Annotated in this window: 19 protein-coding genes; all 19 read right to left on the reverse strand. The window is 60.4% G+C overall.

The window, feature by feature from the left end:
• The 19 genes from fliO to flgB all read right to left on the reverse strand — a co-directional run bounded on the left by fliO (position 1) and on the right by flgB (position 16332).
• Positions 1–369, reverse strand: coding sequence for a flagellar biosynthetic protein FliO (gene fliO, locus Q0063_RS02040; RefSeq protein WP_297870303.1), 369 nt, complete (start codon positions 367–369; stop codon positions 1–3).
• A 4-nt stretch (positions 370–373) separates the two neighbouring features.
• The gene (locus Q0063_RS02045; protein WP_297870304.1) at positions 374–742 is read right to left on the reverse strand and encodes a response regulator; all 369 of its coding nucleotides are present in this window, start codon (positions 740–742) and stop codon (positions 374–376) included.
• A 104-nt stretch (positions 743–846) separates the two neighbouring features.
• Positions 847–2304 (reverse strand): flagellar motor switch protein FliN, encoded by a 1458-nt coding sequence (gene fliN, locus Q0063_RS02050; protein ID WP_297870305.1) that lies wholly within the window; start codon positions 2302–2304, stop codon positions 847–849.
• 5 nt (positions 2305–2309) lie between these two features.
• On the reverse strand, positions 2310–3308 hold the full coding sequence (locus Q0063_RS02055) for a flagellar motor switch protein FliM (protein ID WP_297870306.1): 999 nt from the start codon (positions 3306–3308) through the stop codon (positions 2310–2312).
• Positions 3309–3395: 87 nt separating this feature from the next.
• Positions 3396–4166, reverse strand: coding sequence for a flagellar motor protein MotB (locus Q0063_RS02060; RefSeq protein ID WP_297870307.1), 771 nt, complete (start codon positions 4164–4166; stop codon positions 3396–3398).
• Between the two features lie 43 nt (positions 4167–4209).
• Entirely contained in the window at positions 4210–5046 is an 837-nt protein-coding gene (locus Q0063_RS02065; RefSeq protein ID WP_297870308.1) for a motility protein A, read from the reverse strand.
• Between the two features lie 63 nt (positions 5047–5109).
• Positions 5110–5325, reverse strand: a complete 216-nt coding sequence (locus Q0063_RS02070) for a flagellar FlbD family protein (RefSeq protein ID WP_297870309.1) — start codon at positions 5323–5325, stop codon at positions 5110–5112.
• Between the two features lie 223 nt (positions 5326–5548).
• Positions 5549–6853, reverse strand: coding sequence for a flagellar hook-basal body complex protein (locus tag Q0063_RS02075; RefSeq protein WP_297870310.1), 1305 nt, complete (start codon positions 6851–6853; stop codon positions 5549–5551).
• A gap of 97 nt (positions 6854–6950) precedes the next feature.
• The gene (locus Q0063_RS02080; protein ID WP_297870311.1) at positions 6951–7313 is read right to left on the reverse strand and encodes a TIGR02530 family flagellar biosynthesis protein; all 363 of its coding nucleotides are present in this window, start codon (positions 7311–7313) and stop codon (positions 6951–6953) included.
• Positions 7314–7331: 18 nt separating this feature from the next.
• Positions 7332–8009, reverse strand: coding sequence for a flagellar hook capping FlgD N-terminal domain-containing protein (locus tag Q0063_RS02085; RefSeq protein WP_297870312.1), 678 nt, complete (start codon positions 8007–8009; stop codon positions 7332–7334).
• A gap of 50 nt (positions 8010–8059) precedes the next feature.
• Complete coding sequence (locus tag Q0063_RS02090) at positions 8060–9154, reverse strand: flagellar hook-length control protein FliK (protein WP_297870313.1); 1095 nt, start codon at positions 9152–9154, stop codon at positions 8060–8062.
• A gap of 141 nt (positions 9155–9295) precedes the next feature.
• Positions 9296–9748: a flagellar export protein FliJ gene (fliJ, locus tag Q0063_RS02095; RefSeq protein ID WP_297870314.1), complete on the reverse strand. Its 453-nt coding sequence runs from the start codon at positions 9746–9748 to the stop codon at positions 9296–9298.
• Positions 9749–9760: 12 nt separating this feature from the next.
• Positions 9761–11062 (reverse strand): flagellar protein export ATPase FliI, encoded by a 1302-nt coding sequence (gene fliI / locus Q0063_RS02100; RefSeq protein ID WP_297870347.1) that lies wholly within the window; start codon positions 11060–11062, stop codon positions 9761–9763.
• 34 nt (positions 11063–11096) lie between these two features.
• Positions 11097–11999 (reverse strand): FliH/SctL family protein, encoded by a 903-nt coding sequence (locus Q0063_RS02105; protein WP_297870315.1) that lies wholly within the window; start codon positions 11997–11999, stop codon positions 11097–11099.
• The gene (gene fliG, locus Q0063_RS02110; protein WP_297870316.1) at positions 11992–13089 is read right to left on the reverse strand and encodes a flagellar motor switch protein FliG; all 1098 of its coding nucleotides are present in this window, start codon (positions 13087–13089) and stop codon (positions 11992–11994) included. Before fliG ends, Q0063_RS02105 begins: the two co-directional genes overlap by 8 nt.
• Entirely contained in the window at positions 13082–14764 is a 1683-nt protein-coding gene (fliF, locus tag Q0063_RS02115; RefSeq protein WP_297870317.1) for a flagellar basal-body MS-ring/collar protein FliF, read from the reverse strand. The genes fliG and fliF overlap by 8 nt, the downstream gene beginning before the upstream one ends.
• Before the next feature lie 184 nt (positions 14765–14948).
• On the reverse strand, positions 14949–15257 hold the full coding sequence (locus Q0063_RS02120; protein WP_297870318.1) for a flagellar hook-basal body complex protein FliE: 309 nt from the start codon (positions 15255–15257) through the stop codon (positions 14949–14951).
• A 19-nt stretch (positions 15258–15276) separates the two neighbouring features.
• Positions 15277–15741, reverse strand: coding sequence for a flagellar basal body rod protein FlgC (flgC, locus tag Q0063_RS02125; protein ID WP_297870319.1), 465 nt, complete (start codon positions 15739–15741; stop codon positions 15277–15279).
• A gap of 204 nt (positions 15742–15945) precedes the next feature.
• Positions 15946–16332 carry a flagellar basal body rod protein FlgB gene (gene flgB / locus Q0063_RS02130; protein ID WP_297870320.1) on the reverse strand — a complete coding sequence of 129 codons (387 nt, stop codon included), beginning with the start codon at positions 16330–16332 and terminating at the stop codon, positions 15946–15948.
• Positions 16333–16745: the final 413 nt, after the last annotated feature.

Genomic DNA, 16745 nt, shown 5'->3' on the forward strand with positions numbered 1-16745 from the left:
TCACCTCCGCCCTTTCTGCTCCAGCATTTTCTGCAGCGCCTCCCGGAAGCCCGGCGTCCCGGTTCCGCCCTTGGTCTCCGGCGCTTCACGCCAGGCGGCGGCCTCCTCCTCTGTGAACTCCGCCAGGGCGGAGATATTCGCTCCGGTCACACCCAGAAGAAACCAGCGCCCTCCGGCCTGAACCAGAATCAGCTTCTGATCCCTGCCCAGGGCCAGCTGGCCCACAATCTTCATGCTTCCTCCGGCCTGAATGGGACCGAATCCGCCCCGGCCCGCCACAAAGCGTGTGAACCAGTAGGCCATTCCAATCACCACCAGGACGCTGACCAGCAGCCACAAAAAGGAGACCACCGTAGTATCCCCCGGCATATTGTCAGGGATTCCCCAGAATCGTGCTGACAGTTTTTAACACGCGGTCCGGCTTGAAGGGCTTGACGATGAAGTCCTTGGCGCCGGAGCGCACCGCGTCCATAACCATGCTCTCCTGGCCCATGGCGGAGCACATGACCACGTTGGCCCCGCTGTCCTTGGCACGGATGGCCTTCAGCGCCTCCAGACCGTCCATGTTGGGCATGGTGATATCCATAATCACCAGGTCCGGCCCGATTTCGCTGAACTTCTCCACAGCGTCCGCGCCGTCCACGGCCTCATAGAGATCGGTGTAACCGTTTTTGCTCAGAGTGTCCTTGATCATTTTGCGCATGAACGCGGCGTCGTCCACCAGCAGGATTTTCTTACCCATAGTTGCATCCTTCCTTCTATCCTAGTCGTTTTCCGGATTTCTTGTTTGTTTAAATCTATTATATGAAAAGCACTGCGTCCTGTTGTTCGCCCAGGACCAGCGGCTTATTTCTTCGAGACAATCTCAATCCCGGGCTTCTGCACAATCTCCGTGATGCGGACGCCGAAGTTGTCGTCAATCACCACCACGTCGCCCCGGGCAATGCACTTGCCGTTGACAAACAGATCCACCTGGTCGCCGGCCAGCTTATCCAGCACCACCAGGGAACCCTTGGAGAATTCCAGAATATCCTGCACCTTTCTCTGGGTCCGGCCGATTTCCACGGTCACCTGGAGGGGAACCTCCATAATCAGATCCAGGTTCTGGGCCTGCTCCTCTCCCAGCGCGTCCAGCCCTTCCATCTCCTTCAGATGCGCGGGCTTGGTGTTGATGACCTTGGGCTGCGGCGGGGCCGCCGGGGCCGGAGCGGGGGCCGGTGCGTTCTGTGCCATGGCTGTGGTCATGGCGGACATCATGGCCGCCATCATGGTCCCCAGGTCCGCCACCGTCGCGGGCTGAGCCGTGCCGGACTGGGGCGCAGGGGCCGGTGCGGGAGCCGGCGCAGGGGTGGGAGCCGGGGCCGGCGTGGGAGCAGGCGCAGGGGCGGGGGCGCTTTCCGTCATGCCGCCCATCAGCCGCTCGATTTCCTCCTGACTCAGCTTGCCGCCGCCGCCATCGGAAGCGGGGGCGGGAGCCGGAGCAGGCGCGCTCTCCGTCATGCCGCCCATCAGCCGTTCGATTTCCTCCTGGCTCAGCTTGCCGCCGCCATCGGAGGCTGGGGCGGGAGCCGGCGCGGGGGCGGGGGCGCTCTCCGTCATGCCGCCCATCAGCCGTTCGATTTCCTCCTGGCTCAGCTTGCCGCCGCCATCAGAGGCAGGGGCGGGCGCGGGTTCGGGGGCCGGGGCGGGCTCGGGGATCATGTCCTCGTCGCTCAGACCCAGTCCCTTCAGCAGCTCCTTGGCCAGGCGGACGCTCATGACGTTCATGAACTCGCTTTCCAGGGCCTCCTCAATCTTCAGGGAGAACTTCACAATTACAATGGTGTCCTCTCCCTGGGGCAGGCGGGTCTGCTTGAAGGTAGCCAGATCCTCCAGCTCGAAGGGCTCCGGCGTGGAGATATCCACCCGATAGCCCAGGAAATCGCTCATGGCAGTGGCCGCGGAGCCCATCATCTGGTTCATGACCTCGCAGGCGGCGCTGATGGTCAGCTCGTTCAGCTCAAATTCCTCGTCAGAGGTCTCCGTTCCCATCAGGATATCCACAATCACCCGGATATCACTGCGCTTGAGCAGCATGATGTTGCTGCCCGAGAGGCCCTCCACGTACCGGATTTCGATGCCCATGGCCGGTTCCAGAGAGCCCAGCACGAAGTCCGCCACATTGATGACCGAGACCTTCGGCGTCGTGATATCCACTCTGTGATCCAGCATGTTGGACACCGCTGTCGCAGAGGAGCCAAGGCTGATATTCATCATTTCCCCGAGGGCGTCAATCTCCATCGGGTTGAATAGTACTTTGTCCATTCTGTCTACTCGCTCCTTTGCTCTAGCTGATAACATACTTCATCTATTTTAACAGCCATATTCTTCTTATGGGTTCCCATGCGGCCCGTAAACCAATGGTAACCGCCGATCTCCAAAAATACGGGGGATTCCTTGGAGTGCCCCAGGTCAATGACGTCTCCCACATTCAGGTGGAACACATCGCTGAGGGAAAGCTGCGTGCTTCCCAGCTCCGCCACAATCTCCAGGCTGGAATCCCGCAGACTGTCGAAAATCTCGTCGGATTTATCCTCCGCAGCCACGCGCCGCAGGGGGCTCTCCCGGCTGATCTCCGTGAAGACGTTGCTCAGCATCTCTCCCGGCAGACAGATGCTCATGCGGCCTGAGAGATTGGTGAACTGCAGCTTCAGGTCCACAATCACCACCGTCTCATCCAGCCCGATGATGGGGTTCAGCGTGGGATTGACCTCCGTCCGGGTGTACTCGAAATGGATGGGCGCGTAGCTCTCCCAGCTGGAGTCCATCACCTTGATGATGTCCTGCACCAGGTTGTCATAGAGCTTGAGCTCCAGGTCCGTATAGCTGTACTCCAGAAGGTTGTCGTCCACAGCGCCCTCGCCGCCCAGCATCCGGTCCATCATGCTCAGGGCTGTGCTGGTGGAGAGATAAATCGCCACAGGCGTGTCGTCTTCCTTCTCCTTGATGTGCACCTGCACCAGCGCCAGCACGTCGCCCTCCATCAGGGCGTTGGAAAACTCAAAGTACCGCTGTTCCTCGATGCTCTCCACCGTAATCTCGCAGTTCGCGCGGAGCCGCGCGTTCAGCCTCGAGCCAATGACACGGGAATAGTTGTCATAAATGCCGTTGAGCATCTTGATTCGGTCTTTGGTAAATTTCCGCGGACTGCTGAAGTCGTATTTCTGATATTTCTTTTCCGGCGCTGCAGATTTGCTCTCCTGGTTTTCCCCGCTTCGAACGGAGTTCAGCAAAGCGTCAATCTGAGCTTGTGATAATACATCTGCCATGAGATCCCCCTAACCCGCCCTGCGGTGAATCTAGAAGCCCTGCCGCGCACGCGGATTTAAATACACGGCAGCCAACTGCGGCCGCTTTTACATACCAATTTCTAAAATGCCGTCCTTGATCTCCTGCTCAATATTCCGGCCGCTGATAATCATTTCCACCCGGCGGTTCTTCGCCCGGTTTTCCGGCGTGTCGTTGGTCGCCACCGGCCGCCACTGGCCGATGCCCTCGCTGACCAGCCGGGCAGGGTCCACGGAGCTGTGCTCCTGAATGAAGATCACCACATTGGTGGCGCGGTTGCTGGCCAGCGTCCTGTCCACCACCACCCGGTTGGGCCGGTTGGCGCTGGCCTGGGCGGTGTGGCCCAGAACCCGCACCTCGTCGATGGAGGCCGACGCCTGGCTGAGCATATCGCTGACGCTTTGCAGCACCGGCTCGCTCTCCGGCTTCAGCACCGCGCTCTCACCGTCAAAAAACACCGTCTGGTTGAAGGAGATGAAGACCTTGCCTCCATCCTTTTCCACAGAGATGGTCTGCTCGGAGTTCTGCTGCTGGACGTATTCCTGGAGCGCCTGAAACAGCATCTCGATATCCTCGTTCACCTGCTCCTGCATCTCCATCATGCCGGCGCTGTCCCCGGGGTCGGAGCTGGGGCCTGTGGTGTTGCCCTCCTTGACCTCCCGGATGGTCTGGTCCGCCAGAGGGTTGAAGCTCATGACGATGGCCTTCCAGTTATCCTCGCTGATGGTGGACATGGAATACAGCAGCACGAAGAAGCACAGCAGCAGCGTCACCATGTCGCCGTATGTATCCATCCAGTTTGCGCCGCCGCCTCCGCTTCTTTTTTTCTTGATGGCCAAAACCGCTCACCGGTCCTTTCTGTCAAAACCCATTGCTTCCCGCTCAGGCGCCTTCGCCGCCCATTTCCCTCTGCTTCTGGGACATGTAGGTCAAAAGACGCTCCCGCAGGGCCTTGGGGTTCTCGCCGGCCTGAATGGCCATGACGCCCTCCACGATGATCTGCTTGCAGAGGACCTCCTCGCTGTCCCGTCCCCGGAGCAGCTGGGCCACAGGGCCGAACACCGCGTGGGCCAGAAGGCAGCCGTACAGGGTGGTAATCAGGGCGGTGCCCATGCTGGTGCCCAGGGAGTCGGCTCCGCCGTCGCCGGAGAGGTTCATGGACTTCAGCATGTTGATGAGGCCCACCAGCGTACCCACCATGCCGAAGGCCGGCGCCACGCTGGAAGCCTTGTCATACAGCGCCGCGGCGTCCTCGTGCCGGGCGGACATGCACTCGATGTCGTTTTCCAGGATGCCCCGGACCTTATCCTGGTCGTTGGCGTCCACAATCAGCATAATCGCCTGCTTGAAGAAGGGGTCGCTCTGCTCGTTGGCCTTTTCTTCCAGGGACAGCAGTCCATTCTTCCGGGCAATCTGGGCCAGCTCCACCAGCTGGTCGATATAGCCGGCGGGGTCAAACAGCTTGTTATTCAGGATGATCTTGAAATGCTTCGGGATCGCCTTCAGCGTAGAGCCGGGAAAGCTGGCCACAACGATGAAGAGCGTACATCCGATGGTGATGAAGATGGACGCCGCATCGAAGAAGTTCCAGAGGTTGGACAGCTGGAACGTAATCGGGGGCTTTCCCGCCGCGCTGGGACCGATGTTGATGCCCATGACGCAGCCCAGGAGGAACACGCCGAACGTGCCGGCAATACCGATGATATAGTTAATATTCATGAAACAGATTTCACTCCTTCAACCGGGCGCTCTCCCCGGCCCGCGCAATTTCTATCTATATGCTCAACGCTTGTCCGATACGACAATCTCACGGTGAATGTCCTGAACCTTGGCGTTGTATTCCGCGATTTTACGAATAATATCCTCCACGCTTTCCCGCACCAGGTAATAGTCGTGGTTCATCATGGTAATTTTAGACTCGGGAATGCACTCAATGTGCTCAATCTGCAGGTGGTTTACCAGAAATTTTTCATGATTCCTCTTTGTCAGCAAAATCATATACAAACCGCCTTTCCATACGTTTCCTGCCCTCGGTACTGCGCCGTACTTGCGTCCGGCGTTCCGCCCCTCCTTCTTCGGTGTGCCGCCGGCCTGTTCCGGCGTTCCGCCGGCTCTTTTCCTCCTGGCTGCCTCAGAGCGGTTTTCTCTCTGTGTCCGGCGCGGTGCGCCGGAGCGGTGTCCGCTCCGGCGGTCCCGCCGCCCTGATTTTCTATTATAGCACTTAACGCTTCATGTTGACAAGCTCTTCCAGCATGGAATCTGTCACAGTGATAATTCTTGTGTTGGCCTGATAGCCTCTCTGGGTGGTAATCAGCTCGGAAATCTCGGTGGCCAGGTCCACGTTGGGAGCCTCCAGGAAGCCGGTCATCAGCTTGGTATCGCCGGCGCTGGTAACCTCGGAGTTGGTGGGAAGCACCGGTCCCTCGTCTCCTCCCTGGTTGTTATTGTCTCCGGTTGTCCGGTACAGGCTTCCGTTAACGTTAAAGATTCCCAGCTGCTGGTTCACGCCGCCCAGCATGGAGATCATCAGATCGCCTGCGCCGGCTCCGGCCTGATAGTAGGAATTTCCCTTGTGGCTGACGCCGTTGGGGTTGGTCACGTTACCGATGGCCAGATAGCCCACGGTGACGGGGATGCCGCCCTCTTTTGTCGTTCCGGTAATCGCGCCGGTGGCCTTGTCAATCTCAATGCTCTCCAGCTGAGCCCAGGACAGGTCCACCGTGGAGGTGGTCTGGTCGGTGTCGTCGGCTCCGGTGGGGGCCTCATAGTTTTTCAGGGGGATGTCGTTGGTCACGGTGTCGGTTCCGCCGGTACCGCCTCCGCCCTGGTTGTTGTCGTCGGCGGGCTTGGTCACGGGGTAGCGGATGGTATATTCAATCTTAAAGCCATCCTTCAGCTTGCCGTCAGCGCCGATAGCCTCGGACTTCTTCACCGGGTCGCCGGTGATTTCGCCCTTCTCATCCACCGCGTAATAGGCCTTTTCCATCAGGGGCAGGCGGATGCCCACCAGCTGGTCGCTGATATCGGGAGAGGTTTTGCCGTCGGGGCCGATAATCGCGCCCTCATTGGTGTTCATGAATCCGTAGACCACGCTGCCCGCGCCGTCCACCAGATAGCCGTCGGGGCCGAAGAAGAAGTCGCCCACCCGGGTGAGGTTCAGGGTCTTGAAGGTCTCGGGGTTCTGGGGGTCGATGTTGTTGGCCATCTCTTTGTCGCCCACCAGGAAGAAACCGTCGCCCGTCAGCGCCACGTCCGTGGGATTGCCGGGATTATAGCTGGAGGTGGACATATCCAGGTCGATGCTGCCGATCACGGAGCCATAGCCGATCTGGGAGGGGTTCATGCCGCCCACAACGTCACTGCCGTTGGATCCGCTGCTGTACATGCTGTATACCGTGTCCCGGAACACCGTGCGGTGGGTTTTATAGCCCGCGGTGTTCACGTTGGCCACGTTGTTTCCGATCACGCTGAGCTTCTGCATATGGGTTTTCAGACCCGCGATAGAAGCGTACATTGCTCCAGTCATAGGATTTTCTTGTCTCCTTTCGATTTTGGCGCCGCCTGGGCCCCGTCAGTCGGGCGGGGCCCAATAGCCTCCGAAAACCGGTCCTGCCATCTGTGTCTCACAGGAATACGGCGCCGTCGATGTTGGTAAATACGCTGTCCTTCATCTCATCCTGAGTAATGGCCGTAATCACTCTGCCATGGGGTACGTTGATGATGAACGCCTTTTCCGTGTCCATCGCCAGAATATTGGTGGCCCCTTTGGCCTGGGCCCGCACCATGCTGCCCTTAATCTGGTCGATCAGGCTGGGCGTAATCTCAATGCCCCGTTCCTCGGCCCGGGTGATGGCATGCTTGGAAAACTGAACGCCTTCCTGGCTCAGCTCCTGCTGGAGTATGGCGCCGAAGCCGGCTCCCTGAACCGCCCCTCGCGCCGCCGCGGTCTGCTGGACCGCCGCCTGTCTGGATACGCGTTCGATCATCGTCTCTTCATCCCCCTCTCAGGCCTCAGGGTCTGTGGGAGCGCCGTTCTCGCCGTTGTAGTCCCCGTTCTCCGTGCCGCCGCCAGCGGGCGGTTCCGTGTTCTCAGGGGGGTCCACCGGGTCCGTGCCGCCGGGCTTTTCTACGTCCTCGGTTCCGTCTCCCTCTCCGGGGCCTTCCACGTCACCGGTTCCGTCGCCCTCTCCGGGCTTCTCCACGCCATCGGTCTTGTCGTCCTCGTCGGGCTTCTCGGTCTCCTCAGGCTTCGCCGGCAGACGGCCCACGGCCATGATTTCGTTCATGTAGTAGTACTCGTCATTGACAAATACCACCTGCTCGCCGTTCTTGGTTCCGGTGCCCTGCACAACGCCCACCAGCTCCTGAAGATTGCCCTCGCTGTCATACTTGCCCACGGTAATCTCCTTGCCCACCAGAGACGCGGCATAGGACATGATGGAGGCGTCGGTCATGTTGGCCAGGGCTTCCACCATCTGCATCTGAATCATCTGGTTCAGCATGTCGGAGGTGTCCACGGACTGGTCAATGCCCTGATTGGTCAGCTCCGTAATCATCAGCGTCAGGAAATCGGTCATGTCCAGGTCCATGTTGGACCCCTTCTTTTCAACCTTGATGCCCTTGGGAACGGATCCCGAAACACCGCCCAGTACCTTGTCGAGGTCAGCCATGTAATCGCTCATTGTCTCACTTCCTTCTGTCTAAAATTCTGCTGCTCCTGTTTCTCTGAGCCTCAGTCCTCCTCGCCGGGAATCAGGCCCAGTCTGAGCTGCTGGAGGAAATCCTCCCCGCTGTTGGCCTGCCGGCCCTGACGGCGCTCCTGCTGGCGCTGCCCGTCATGTCCCTGACGGCCGTCGTAGAAATTCTGCTGCTGGCTCTCCTGCTGTCTGGGAACCTCCACGCGGACCTCCTGCTGGTTCTCCCGGCTCAGCAGCGCCTCCAGTCCGGACACGCTCTTTTCCAGAAGGCCCTGGGTCCGGTGATTCTCAGCGTGCAGCTGCACCACCAGGCCGCCGTCCTCCTTCCAGGTCATCTCCACGGTCACCTTGCCCAGATTCTCCGGGGTCAGGGTCACCTCCACGCGGGTCTCACCCTTCTGAAGCGCCTCCGTCAGCTTCGGAGCAATCTGCTCCTCCACCGGCATCTCCGGCTTTTCCGCCTTGGGGGCCTCGCCCACCTTCACGGGGGCCGCTTCCACCTCGCCGAACACAGTGGTCTCTGCCGGGGCTTCCTCAGGCGTCTCGGAATCGGTCTCATTCTGAGGCGTGCCGGTCTCCACCGTCTTCGCCTTCAGCTCCACAACGGGGGCCTCGGGGGCTTCTTCTGCCGTTACCAGAACCTCATCTGTCTTGGTCTCCTGCTCCTCAGCCAGCTGGGGCGCCATGGCGCCAAGCTCCTCCGGGTTCTGCACGGTCTCCGCGTCCGCCTGCATCAGGGTCACACCCTGCTGAGGTCCCTCCCGGTTATCCGGGCAGACCACAGGCGCCAGACCCTCCACAGAGGAATCTGCCGGCATCTGAGGCATCTCCTGGGCGGTGTCGTCCACAATCGGGTTCTGCAGCATGGCCGCCATCGCCGCCAGACTCATGCGCTTCTCCAGCTCCTTGAGGTCCTCCTGGGTGACAGCGGTCTCGGTCTCCTGGGGCTGCTGCACGGCGTTTTCCGTGCTCTCCGCAGTCTCCTGCTGGGCAGCGGCGGGGTCCTTGGCATTCTGCTTCTGGTCCATCAGCTTCTGAAACGGGTCCCCTTCTCCGCTCTTGGACGGCGTGCCGGTCCGCTCCGCGGAGGTCTTCACAGACGCCATCAGCGCGTTATAAATCAAATCCATCCTTCTATTCACCTCCTTTTCTTATGAAATCATCTATTTCCAAACGGCAGTTTGACCCGCCGGATTGGACTTTTTTGTTTCCCGCAGGCCCTGGGGAGGGCGCTTCTTTGGGAAATCCCTGGAAAAACCGGCGCAAGGGTCTCACGCGCCCACGGCGGCGTTGACCCGGGCTGCGCTGATGAACTCGTCGATAAACTGTTCCTCGCTCTTGGCCTCCGCCTTGTGATAGGCGTCCAGCCGCTTTTCCCGAAGCTTCTCGATGGAAGAGGTCTCTTTTTTGGCCTCCACCACCTCTTCCCGCTTCTTTTCCGCCTGAATCCGCAGGCGCTCCAGCCGCTGGGTCTCCCGCTGAATCTCCATCTCCGCGGCCCGGAGGCCGTTTTGATACATCAGCGCGTCGGTCAGGGGCAGCCCCTCCCGGGCCCGCTCCTGGTACTCGTCGTTATACGCCCGGTACTGGGCCCAGAGGCCTTCCAGCAGCTCTTCCTGATTCCGGACCCGGGCCAGAATCTCCGCGTGTTCCCCCTGGAGGGCGTCCAGCACCTGCTGTTTATAGGACAGCACCGTGTCCAGGGCAAATTTAAACTTCTTCAACCGGCCTACACCTCACTGTAAAATGCTTCGCATCATGCCGACGCACTGGTCGTAACTGAAGGACTCCTTCACGTCCTGGGTCAAAAATCCGTTGACCGCGTCAATCTTTGACAGGGCGTAGTCCAGGTTCCGGTTGGTCCCCGGCTTGTAAGCGCCGATGGACACCAGATCCGCGTTTTTCTCATAAACGCTCAGGATATCCCGGATGCGGGAGGACAGCTGTCTGTGCTCCTGGGAGACAATCTCCGTCATCAGACGGGAAATGCTGGCGGATACGTCAATGGCCGGGTAGTGGTTGCTGTTGGCCAGAGCCCGGGAGAGGACGATGTGCCCGTCCAGAATGCCCCGGACGGTGTCGGCAATGGGCTCGTTGGTATCGTCGCCCTCCACCAGCACCGTGTAGACGCCGGTGATGGACCCTTTATCAAAGTTGCCGCTGCGCTCCAAGAGCTTGGGCATCTCCGCGTACATGGAAGGGGTATATCCCCGGCTCACCGGCGGCTCACCGATGGCCAAACCGATTTCCCGCTGGGCCATGGCGAAGCGGGTCAGGGAATCCATCATCAGCAGAACATCATATCCCTGGTCCCGGAAATACTCCGCGATGCCCGTGGCCACGCTGGGACACTTCATCCGCAGCATGGCGGGCTGGTCGCTGGTGGCCACCACCAGAATGGAGCGGCGCATTCCCTCCTCGCCCAGATCCTTCTGGACGAACTCCAGAACCTCCCGGCCCCGTTCGCCCACCAGGGCGATGACGTTGATATCCGCTTTGACATTCTTGGCAATCATGCCCATCAGCGTGGACTTGCCCACGCCGGAGCCTGCGAAAATCCCGATACGCTGGCCCTTGCCTATGGTAATCATGCTGTCTATGGCTTTGACTCCGAACTCCATCCGCTCCCGGATGGGGGGGCGCTGGAGAGGATTGACATAAGAACCGCTTACGCAGTAGGGCGTCCCGCCCTCAAAGGCCGGACCGCCGTCAATGGGCTGGCCCATGGCGTTGATGATGCGGCCCCGAAGGAACTCGCCCACCCGCAGCGTCAGCTGCCGGCCGGTGTTGCGGACAAAATTTCCGGCGGAAATGCCGTTCATATTGGAGTAGGGCATCAGGAGGATGTGGTCGTTCTTGAAGCCCACCACCTCCGCCGTCACCTGTCCGCCGGAATCGCCGTTGTAGATGCGGCAGATGTCGCCCACCGCCGCCCGGCCGCCGGAGGCCTCAATGGACATGCCGACGATATTCTCGATTTTTCCCGTCAGGCTGTAGGTCTCCGCGTTGTAGACCTGACGGGTCATCTGCCGAAACATGCCCATACGTTCTCCTCACTGCGCCGTGCGCGGGTCAGCTGCCGCCGATACCCCTTCCAAAGTTCAGGCTGCCGTCGAAGCCGGCGGAAGGGGCGTCGGCCAGCAGAGTCCGGATATTCTCAATCTGTGTGGCGGCGCTGGCGTCCACAATCTCGTCGGGCATCTCAATGATGCACGTGCCCGCCTCGTCGTCCGCCATGGGGATGATGCGCACCCGGTCGCTGAGGGCGGACAGGGCCGCCGTCAGGGCCTGGGGGATCTTGGTCAGGTGTTTCGCGTCGCACTCTGCAATATAGATATGCACCCATTCCCGGTGCTTTCTCTTGTCAATGGCCGTCTGAATCATCCGGCAGATGACCTCGGAGCTGCTTTTCAGACTGACGCAGACCACCTTTTCCGCAATGGCCAGGGCCAGGTCCCGCAGCTCTTCCACGTTGTCCTCCAGCTGCCGGTCCAGGGCGGCGGAGGCCCGTTCCAGGAAGTCCGCCACCTGAGCCTCCAGGGCGGCTGCCTGCCGCTCCTGGGTCTGATGGCCCTCCTCCATAGCCTGGGCCACGCCCTGAATGACGCCCTCGGCCCTTCCGGCCTCCTGGCCGGACTGACGGGCATTCTCATAGATTTCCTCTGCCCGGGCCATGGCCTCCGCCTGAGCCTTTTCCAGGATTTCCTCCGCCTGGCGCCGGGCGTCCGCCACAATCTCCTCCGCCTGAATCCGGGCGAATTCGATGGGGTCCGGCTCCGGCTCCGGTTCGGGCTCAGGGGGCTGGGGCTCCGGAGCCTCCCTGGCCAGGTCGCGCATCTCCTGTTCCAGGGCCTCCGCCTCCGCCCCAAGGGGCTCGAAGCTGTCGTCCCGCCCCTCCTCCGGCAGCCCGGAGGCCTCGGGGAACTGATAGAGCTCGGCCTTGGGGCGGGAGAACGCTTTCCAGATACTAGGCAATGATATCGTCCTTTCCGCCCTTCAGGATGATGATTTCACCCTTCTCCTCCAGACCGCGGATGATGCCCACAATGCGCTGCTGGGCCTCTTCCACGTCCTTCATGCGGACATTGGAGGTGATTTCCAGGTCGTCCTTGATGGTCTGGGCCATACGGCTGGACATATTGGAGAACAATTTGTTTGCCACCTCCGCGTTGGCCACCTTGAGGGACAGCACCAGGTCTCTGGGGTCGCAGTCCCGGACGAAGCGCTGAACAGAGCGGTCGTCCATGGTGATGATGTCCTCGAAGACAAACATCCGCTTGCGGATCTCGTCCGCCAGCTCCTGGTCCCGGTCGGCCAGACCGTCGAAGATGTTTTTCTCGCTGGTCCGGTCCAGGTTGTTCATCACGTCGGCCACATAGTCTATGCCGCCCACCTTGACATTGCTGCTTGTAATAATATTGGAGAACTTGTTCCGCATTTCCGCCTCCACGATTTTGATGGCCGTGGGGGAGACGCTTTCGATTTTGGCGATGCTCTCCACCACCTGAATCTGCTTCTTTTCCTCCAGCTGGGCAATCACGCCGGCAGCTTTGTCCGCGTCCACATAGCTGAGGACCACGGCAATGGTCTGGGGCCGCTCGTTGCACAGGGCGGAGAACAGGGATTTGATATCCGCCTTGTCCATAAAGGAGAATTCCCGGTTCTTCAGGGACTTGGTCACCTTGCCCAGCATGTCTGCCGCCGCCTGTTCGCCATAGGCCTTTTCCAGAACGGTTCTGGCGTACTCCAGACCGCCCTCGGTGACGGCCTTCTGGGTCAGGCAGCTCTGGTGGAACTCGATGAGGATTTCCTCGGTGACGCTGGAGTCCAGGAAGCCCAGCTTCGCCACCTCCAGGGTGAGCTGCTCCACATCGTCGTCCTCCATGTACTTATAGAGGAGGGAGGCCTTCTCCGCTCCCAGGGCGACGATGACTGCCGCCGCCTTCTGGGAGCCGCTGAGGGATTCCACGCCCGGGCCCTTCTTTTTGCCCTTGGCGTCCTTTGCCGGGGCCTTGGGGGCCGGCGCCGCCTTCTGGGCGGTTTCCGCCGCTGCGGTCTCAGGCATTGTCGTCCCCTCCCTTCAGCCAGGCCTTGATGATCTGCGCGGCAACCTCCGGGTTGTCGCTGGCGAACTGCCGGATTTCCTTGCGCAGCTCCATGCTCTTCTCGGTCTGGAGCGTCATCACGTCGGCGCCGGTCTGGGCGTCGCCCTCGCCCAGACCCGCCGCGGCCAGCAGAGCTTCCACGTCGTTCTCCTGGGCCGCCAGCTCCGCCTCCTGCTTCTTCCGCCGTTTGCGGCGCAGCAGCAGAATCACAACCAGCAGAATGATGAACAGCAGCAGGCCTGCGCCAGCGGCAATCCACACCCACATGAAGTTGTCGTCATCCTCGATGGGCACGCCGCCGGGTCCGACCACGGTGGGATCGTAGAACTCCATGGCCACAACCGAAATCTTCTGGCCCAGAAGCTCCTCACCGGTGTCCTCGTCCAGCTCGCCGGTGATGCCGGCCGCCCGGGCCACCAGCGTGCGGATCTCCTCCACGTCCAGAGGCCCGGACAGCACTCTGGAGTTGATGGTCACGCCTACGGAGCAGTCCGTAATCCTGCCCGCATCGTTGTAAATCTGTTTGTCGCTGTGGGACGTGAGATAATCCTTCTGTCCGCCGGCATTGAACAGGTTATCCCCGTCCTGGGCGTTCATCTCCGGCTCCACGTACTCCGGCAGGTCGCTGTTGGTCTCGGAGCCCACCAGGCCGCCCACCGGGTTGTCTCCCGGCCGGCCGATGTAGACGTCTCCCTGCTCGGTGCCGATGATGCCCCGGCCGCCGGTGGACCCGTCCTCAGCGAAGGGCGGCAGCCAGTAGTCGGTCCGGTTCTCGGTGACATTGCCCACTTCCACGTCGCAGTTCACGCCCACCCGGACGTTGTCCTCCCCGAACAGGGGGGACAGCAGGTGCATGACCTCCCGGCGGATGCGGTTCTCCCATTCGGTCTCCAGCCGGAGCTTCAGGTCCGAAGCGTCGTTTCCGCCGGCGCCGAAGTCCGGATAGCTGTTGCCCAGACTGTCCAGAACCTCCACAGAGTCAATCACCAGACCCTGCACAGCCCGGGAGACCAGGGTGCGGATAGCGGAGGCAATCTCCGGCGTCAGCTCCTGTTCGCCCGACATGGTCACCTTGACGGAGGCGGTGGCCTCCACCAGGTTGTTGGTGTCCAGGATATAGCTCCTGTCCTCTCCGGGATTGATGAACACCACCGCGTCCCGCACGCCGGCAAAGGTCCGGATGGTGGCCGCCAGGCGGTCCTGGAGGTCCATCAGGGCCACCTGGTTCCGCTCCGCGTTGGTGGAGAGGCTGTTGATGTGATCGAAATATGTATTATAGAAGTAGCCGGTCTTGGTGACCTCCTCCGTCAGGAGCCGGACCTTGAGGATATCCTCCTGGCCCTTGGGCACCAGGACGGTGCCCTCGCTCTCCAGCCGGTAGCCGGTGACGCTCTGCTCATCCAGCCATTTCATCACCGTGGCGGCCTCGTTGTCGCTGACGCCGGAAACCAGCACGGCGTATTCCCGGTGGTTCAGGCTCAGCGCCAGGGCCACGGCGGCAATGACCAGGACCAGCACCACCGCCGCGATAATGATGAGGATTTTCTTCGGCAGGGACTTGACCTTGTCCCAGCCCTTTTTCCCAAAGCCCTTCACCCGGTCAAGGACTTTGACCTTTTCAGCTTTCTCGTCCACCTGCCGTCACCTCCTCTCCCGCGTTTTTAAGCTTTCCAGCCGGTTCTGTCCATCTGCTCATATCGTCTTGCTTTCCCATTCTGCACAGCTCTTCTCCCTGGTTTTCCGCGCCTGCCTCCCCCATCGCAAAGTCCCGATGCAGGCGCAAAGAGGCGGGGCACTTCATTTCGTCCCGCCGCTTTGCTTACAGGCTGATCCGCGTCAGCTCGGAATAGGCGTCCAGCGCCTTGTTCCTCAGCTGAATCAGCAAATCCACCGCGATTTGATTCTTGCTGATCGCGGTCATCAGGGCGGCGGGGTTATCCAGCTGGCCCGTTGCCAGCAGATACTGCGCTTCGACCTTGTCCGCGTCTGTTTCCTTTACGTTGTTAATGGCGCCCTGGAAAATGGCGCCGAACACGCCTTCCTCCTGCACATAACCGTCTGCTTTCTTTTCCTCGCCCCGCAGCGGCGTCAGCCGGCTCAGCGGCGTCAGCTGGTTGATCTCAGCCATATGGGTTCCCTCCTGTCAGTTACTTCCCGATCTGAAGTCCCTCACTGATGACGGTCTTCATGGTGTTCATCATGGTCACGTTGGCGGAATAGGCCTGGGTGGCCGCCATGGCGTCTGTCATTTCCTTGACCATGTCCACATTCGGCATTTCCACATAGCCGTCCTCGTTGGCGTCGGGATGGGTGGGGTCATAAACCAGCTTCAGCGGGGAGGGGTCCTCCACAATCTGGGTGACCTTCACGCCGCCGATGGTGGACTGTCCTGCTCCGGGAGCCAGTCCGTCCGCCGCCCGGGCCATGGCCCGGCGGAAGCCGTCCCGCCCCGTCTCGGACTCAAAGACCACCATCTTGCGGCGGTACGCGCCGCCGTCATTTTCCGTGCGGGTGGTGGTGGAGTTGGTCACGTTCTCCGCCACGATGTCCAGGCGCAGCTGCTGGGCCGTCAGGCCCGAGGCCACGATGGACATGGAACTTAAAAATGCCATCGTTCATTCTCCATTTCTCTCCGCCTGTCCGGCGGGCCTCAGAGGCGCAAAGCCGGAAAGAGAGGCGGCGCCTCTCCCTCTCAACCGCCTGTTTCGGGTTCCTTCCCTTTGTCCCGGAGCACGTTCCCGCTCATAAGCCGGACCGCCTCCGTTCCTTCACTTTATCAATGCAGACCAAAAGAGTATATAAGCGCGAATATCCCCTTACTGTCCGCGGACCGCAGAGCGGAGGATGGACAGGTCGCTGTTGATGGCGCTCATGACATAGCGCATCTGATAGGCGTTCCGGATGGCCTCGGCGCTCTGGGCCGTGACGTTCACTCCGTTGTCATCCATCCGGGTCTGAACCGTCTGTTCCTCCACGGCGAAGGGGGTCGCCTGAATCACCTGCCGCATCTGCTTCACCGGCGTCCTTCCCGCGGAGGCCCGCTGAAGCTTGCCCTTCAGGCTTTCCTCAAAGGTGACGACCTTTTCCTTGTAGCCCGGCGTTTCGGCGTTGGTGATATTGTCCGCGATGGCCGCCTGCTTGGTCCACAAAAAGCCCAGAGACTTTTCCAGCATCAAAAAGGAGTTGCTCGACAGAATATCCACTTCTTCCCACCCTTTCCAGCGTGAAAATACTCTCTCTTGAATTCCGCATAAAACTGCCGCAGTGCGCCGGCGGCGGCCAAAACGACCGCTTCCCGGCTTGCCATGGCGTACACAGCCCGTTTCATCCCCGGGCTTGGGCACGCCGGAGAAGCCCCGCAGGAAGGACTTTCATCCCTCCGGGTACTCTCTGCTGACAGGTTTATTATGACTCACCGCCTATTATGCACCATCCCCCTGGAAAAAGCAAGCCCTTTTTTGAGAACCCTTCCTGCCAAGTTTTTCTTTCACGCCAAGGCTTTCAGCACTATTTACAATTTATTTTCCGTTTCCGTCAGTCCAGCCGGATTTTTTCAAAATAACTTTGGTGATTTTAACAATTTTCGTTTTTTGCTCAGAAATATCTCTTCTTCCGA

The organism is uncultured Oscillibacter sp. (assembly GCF_947654275.1).
Classification (GTDB): domain Bacteria; phylum Bacillota; class Clostridia; order Oscillospirales; family Oscillospiraceae; genus Oscillibacter.

Coding starts and splice junctions, on each gene's coding strand:
- fliO (WP_297870303.1), bottom strand. CDS start 369: ATGCCGGGGGATACTACGGTGGTCTCCTTTTTGTGGCTGCTGGTCAGC.
- Q0063_RS02045 (WP_297870304.1), bottom strand. CDS start 742: ATGGGTAAGAAAATCCTGCTGGTGGACGACGCCGCGTTCATGCGCAAA.
- fliN (WP_297870305.1), bottom strand. CDS start 2,304: ATGGACAAAGTACTATTCAACCCGATGGAGATTGACGCCCTCGGGGAA.
- Q0063_RS02055 (WP_297870306.1), bottom strand. CDS start 3,308: ATGGCAGATGTATTATCACAAGCTCAGATTGACGCTTTGCTGAACTCC.
- Q0063_RS02065 (WP_297870308.1), bottom strand. CDS start 5,046: ATGAATATTAACTATATCATCGGTATTGCCGGCACGTTCGGCGTGTTC.
- Q0063_RS02070 (WP_297870309.1), bottom strand. CDS start 5,325: ATGATTTTGCTGACAAAGAGGAATCATGAAAAATTTCTGGTAAACCAC.
- Q0063_RS02075 (WP_297870310.1), bottom strand. CDS start 6,853: ATGACTGGAGCAATGTACGCTTCTATCGCGGGTCTGAAAACCCATATG.
- Q0063_RS02080 (WP_297870311.1), bottom strand. CDS start 7,313: ATGATCGAACGCGTATCCAGACAGGCGGCGGTCCAGCAGACCGCGGCG.
- Q0063_RS02085 (WP_297870312.1), bottom strand. CDS start 8,009: ATGAGCGATTACATGGCTGACCTCGACAAGGTACTGGGCGGTGTTTCG.
- Q0063_RS02090 (WP_297870313.1), bottom strand. CDS start 9,154: ATGGATTTGATTTATAACGCGCTGATGGCGTCTGTGAAGACCTCCGCG.
- fliI (WP_297870347.1), bottom strand. CDS start 11,062: ATGTTTCGGCAGATGACCCGTCAGGTCTACAACGCGGAGACCTACAGC.
- fliG (WP_297870316.1), bottom strand. CDS start 13,089: ATGCCTGAGACCGCAGCGGCGGAAACCGCCCAGAAGGCGGCGCCGGCC.
- Q0063_RS02120 (WP_297870318.1), bottom strand. CDS start 15,257: ATGGCTGAGATCAACCAGCTGACGCCGCTGAGCCGGCTGACGCCGCTG.
- flgC (WP_297870319.1), bottom strand. CDS start 15,741: ATGGCATTTTTAAGTTCCATGTCCATCGTGGCCTCGGGCCTGACGGCC.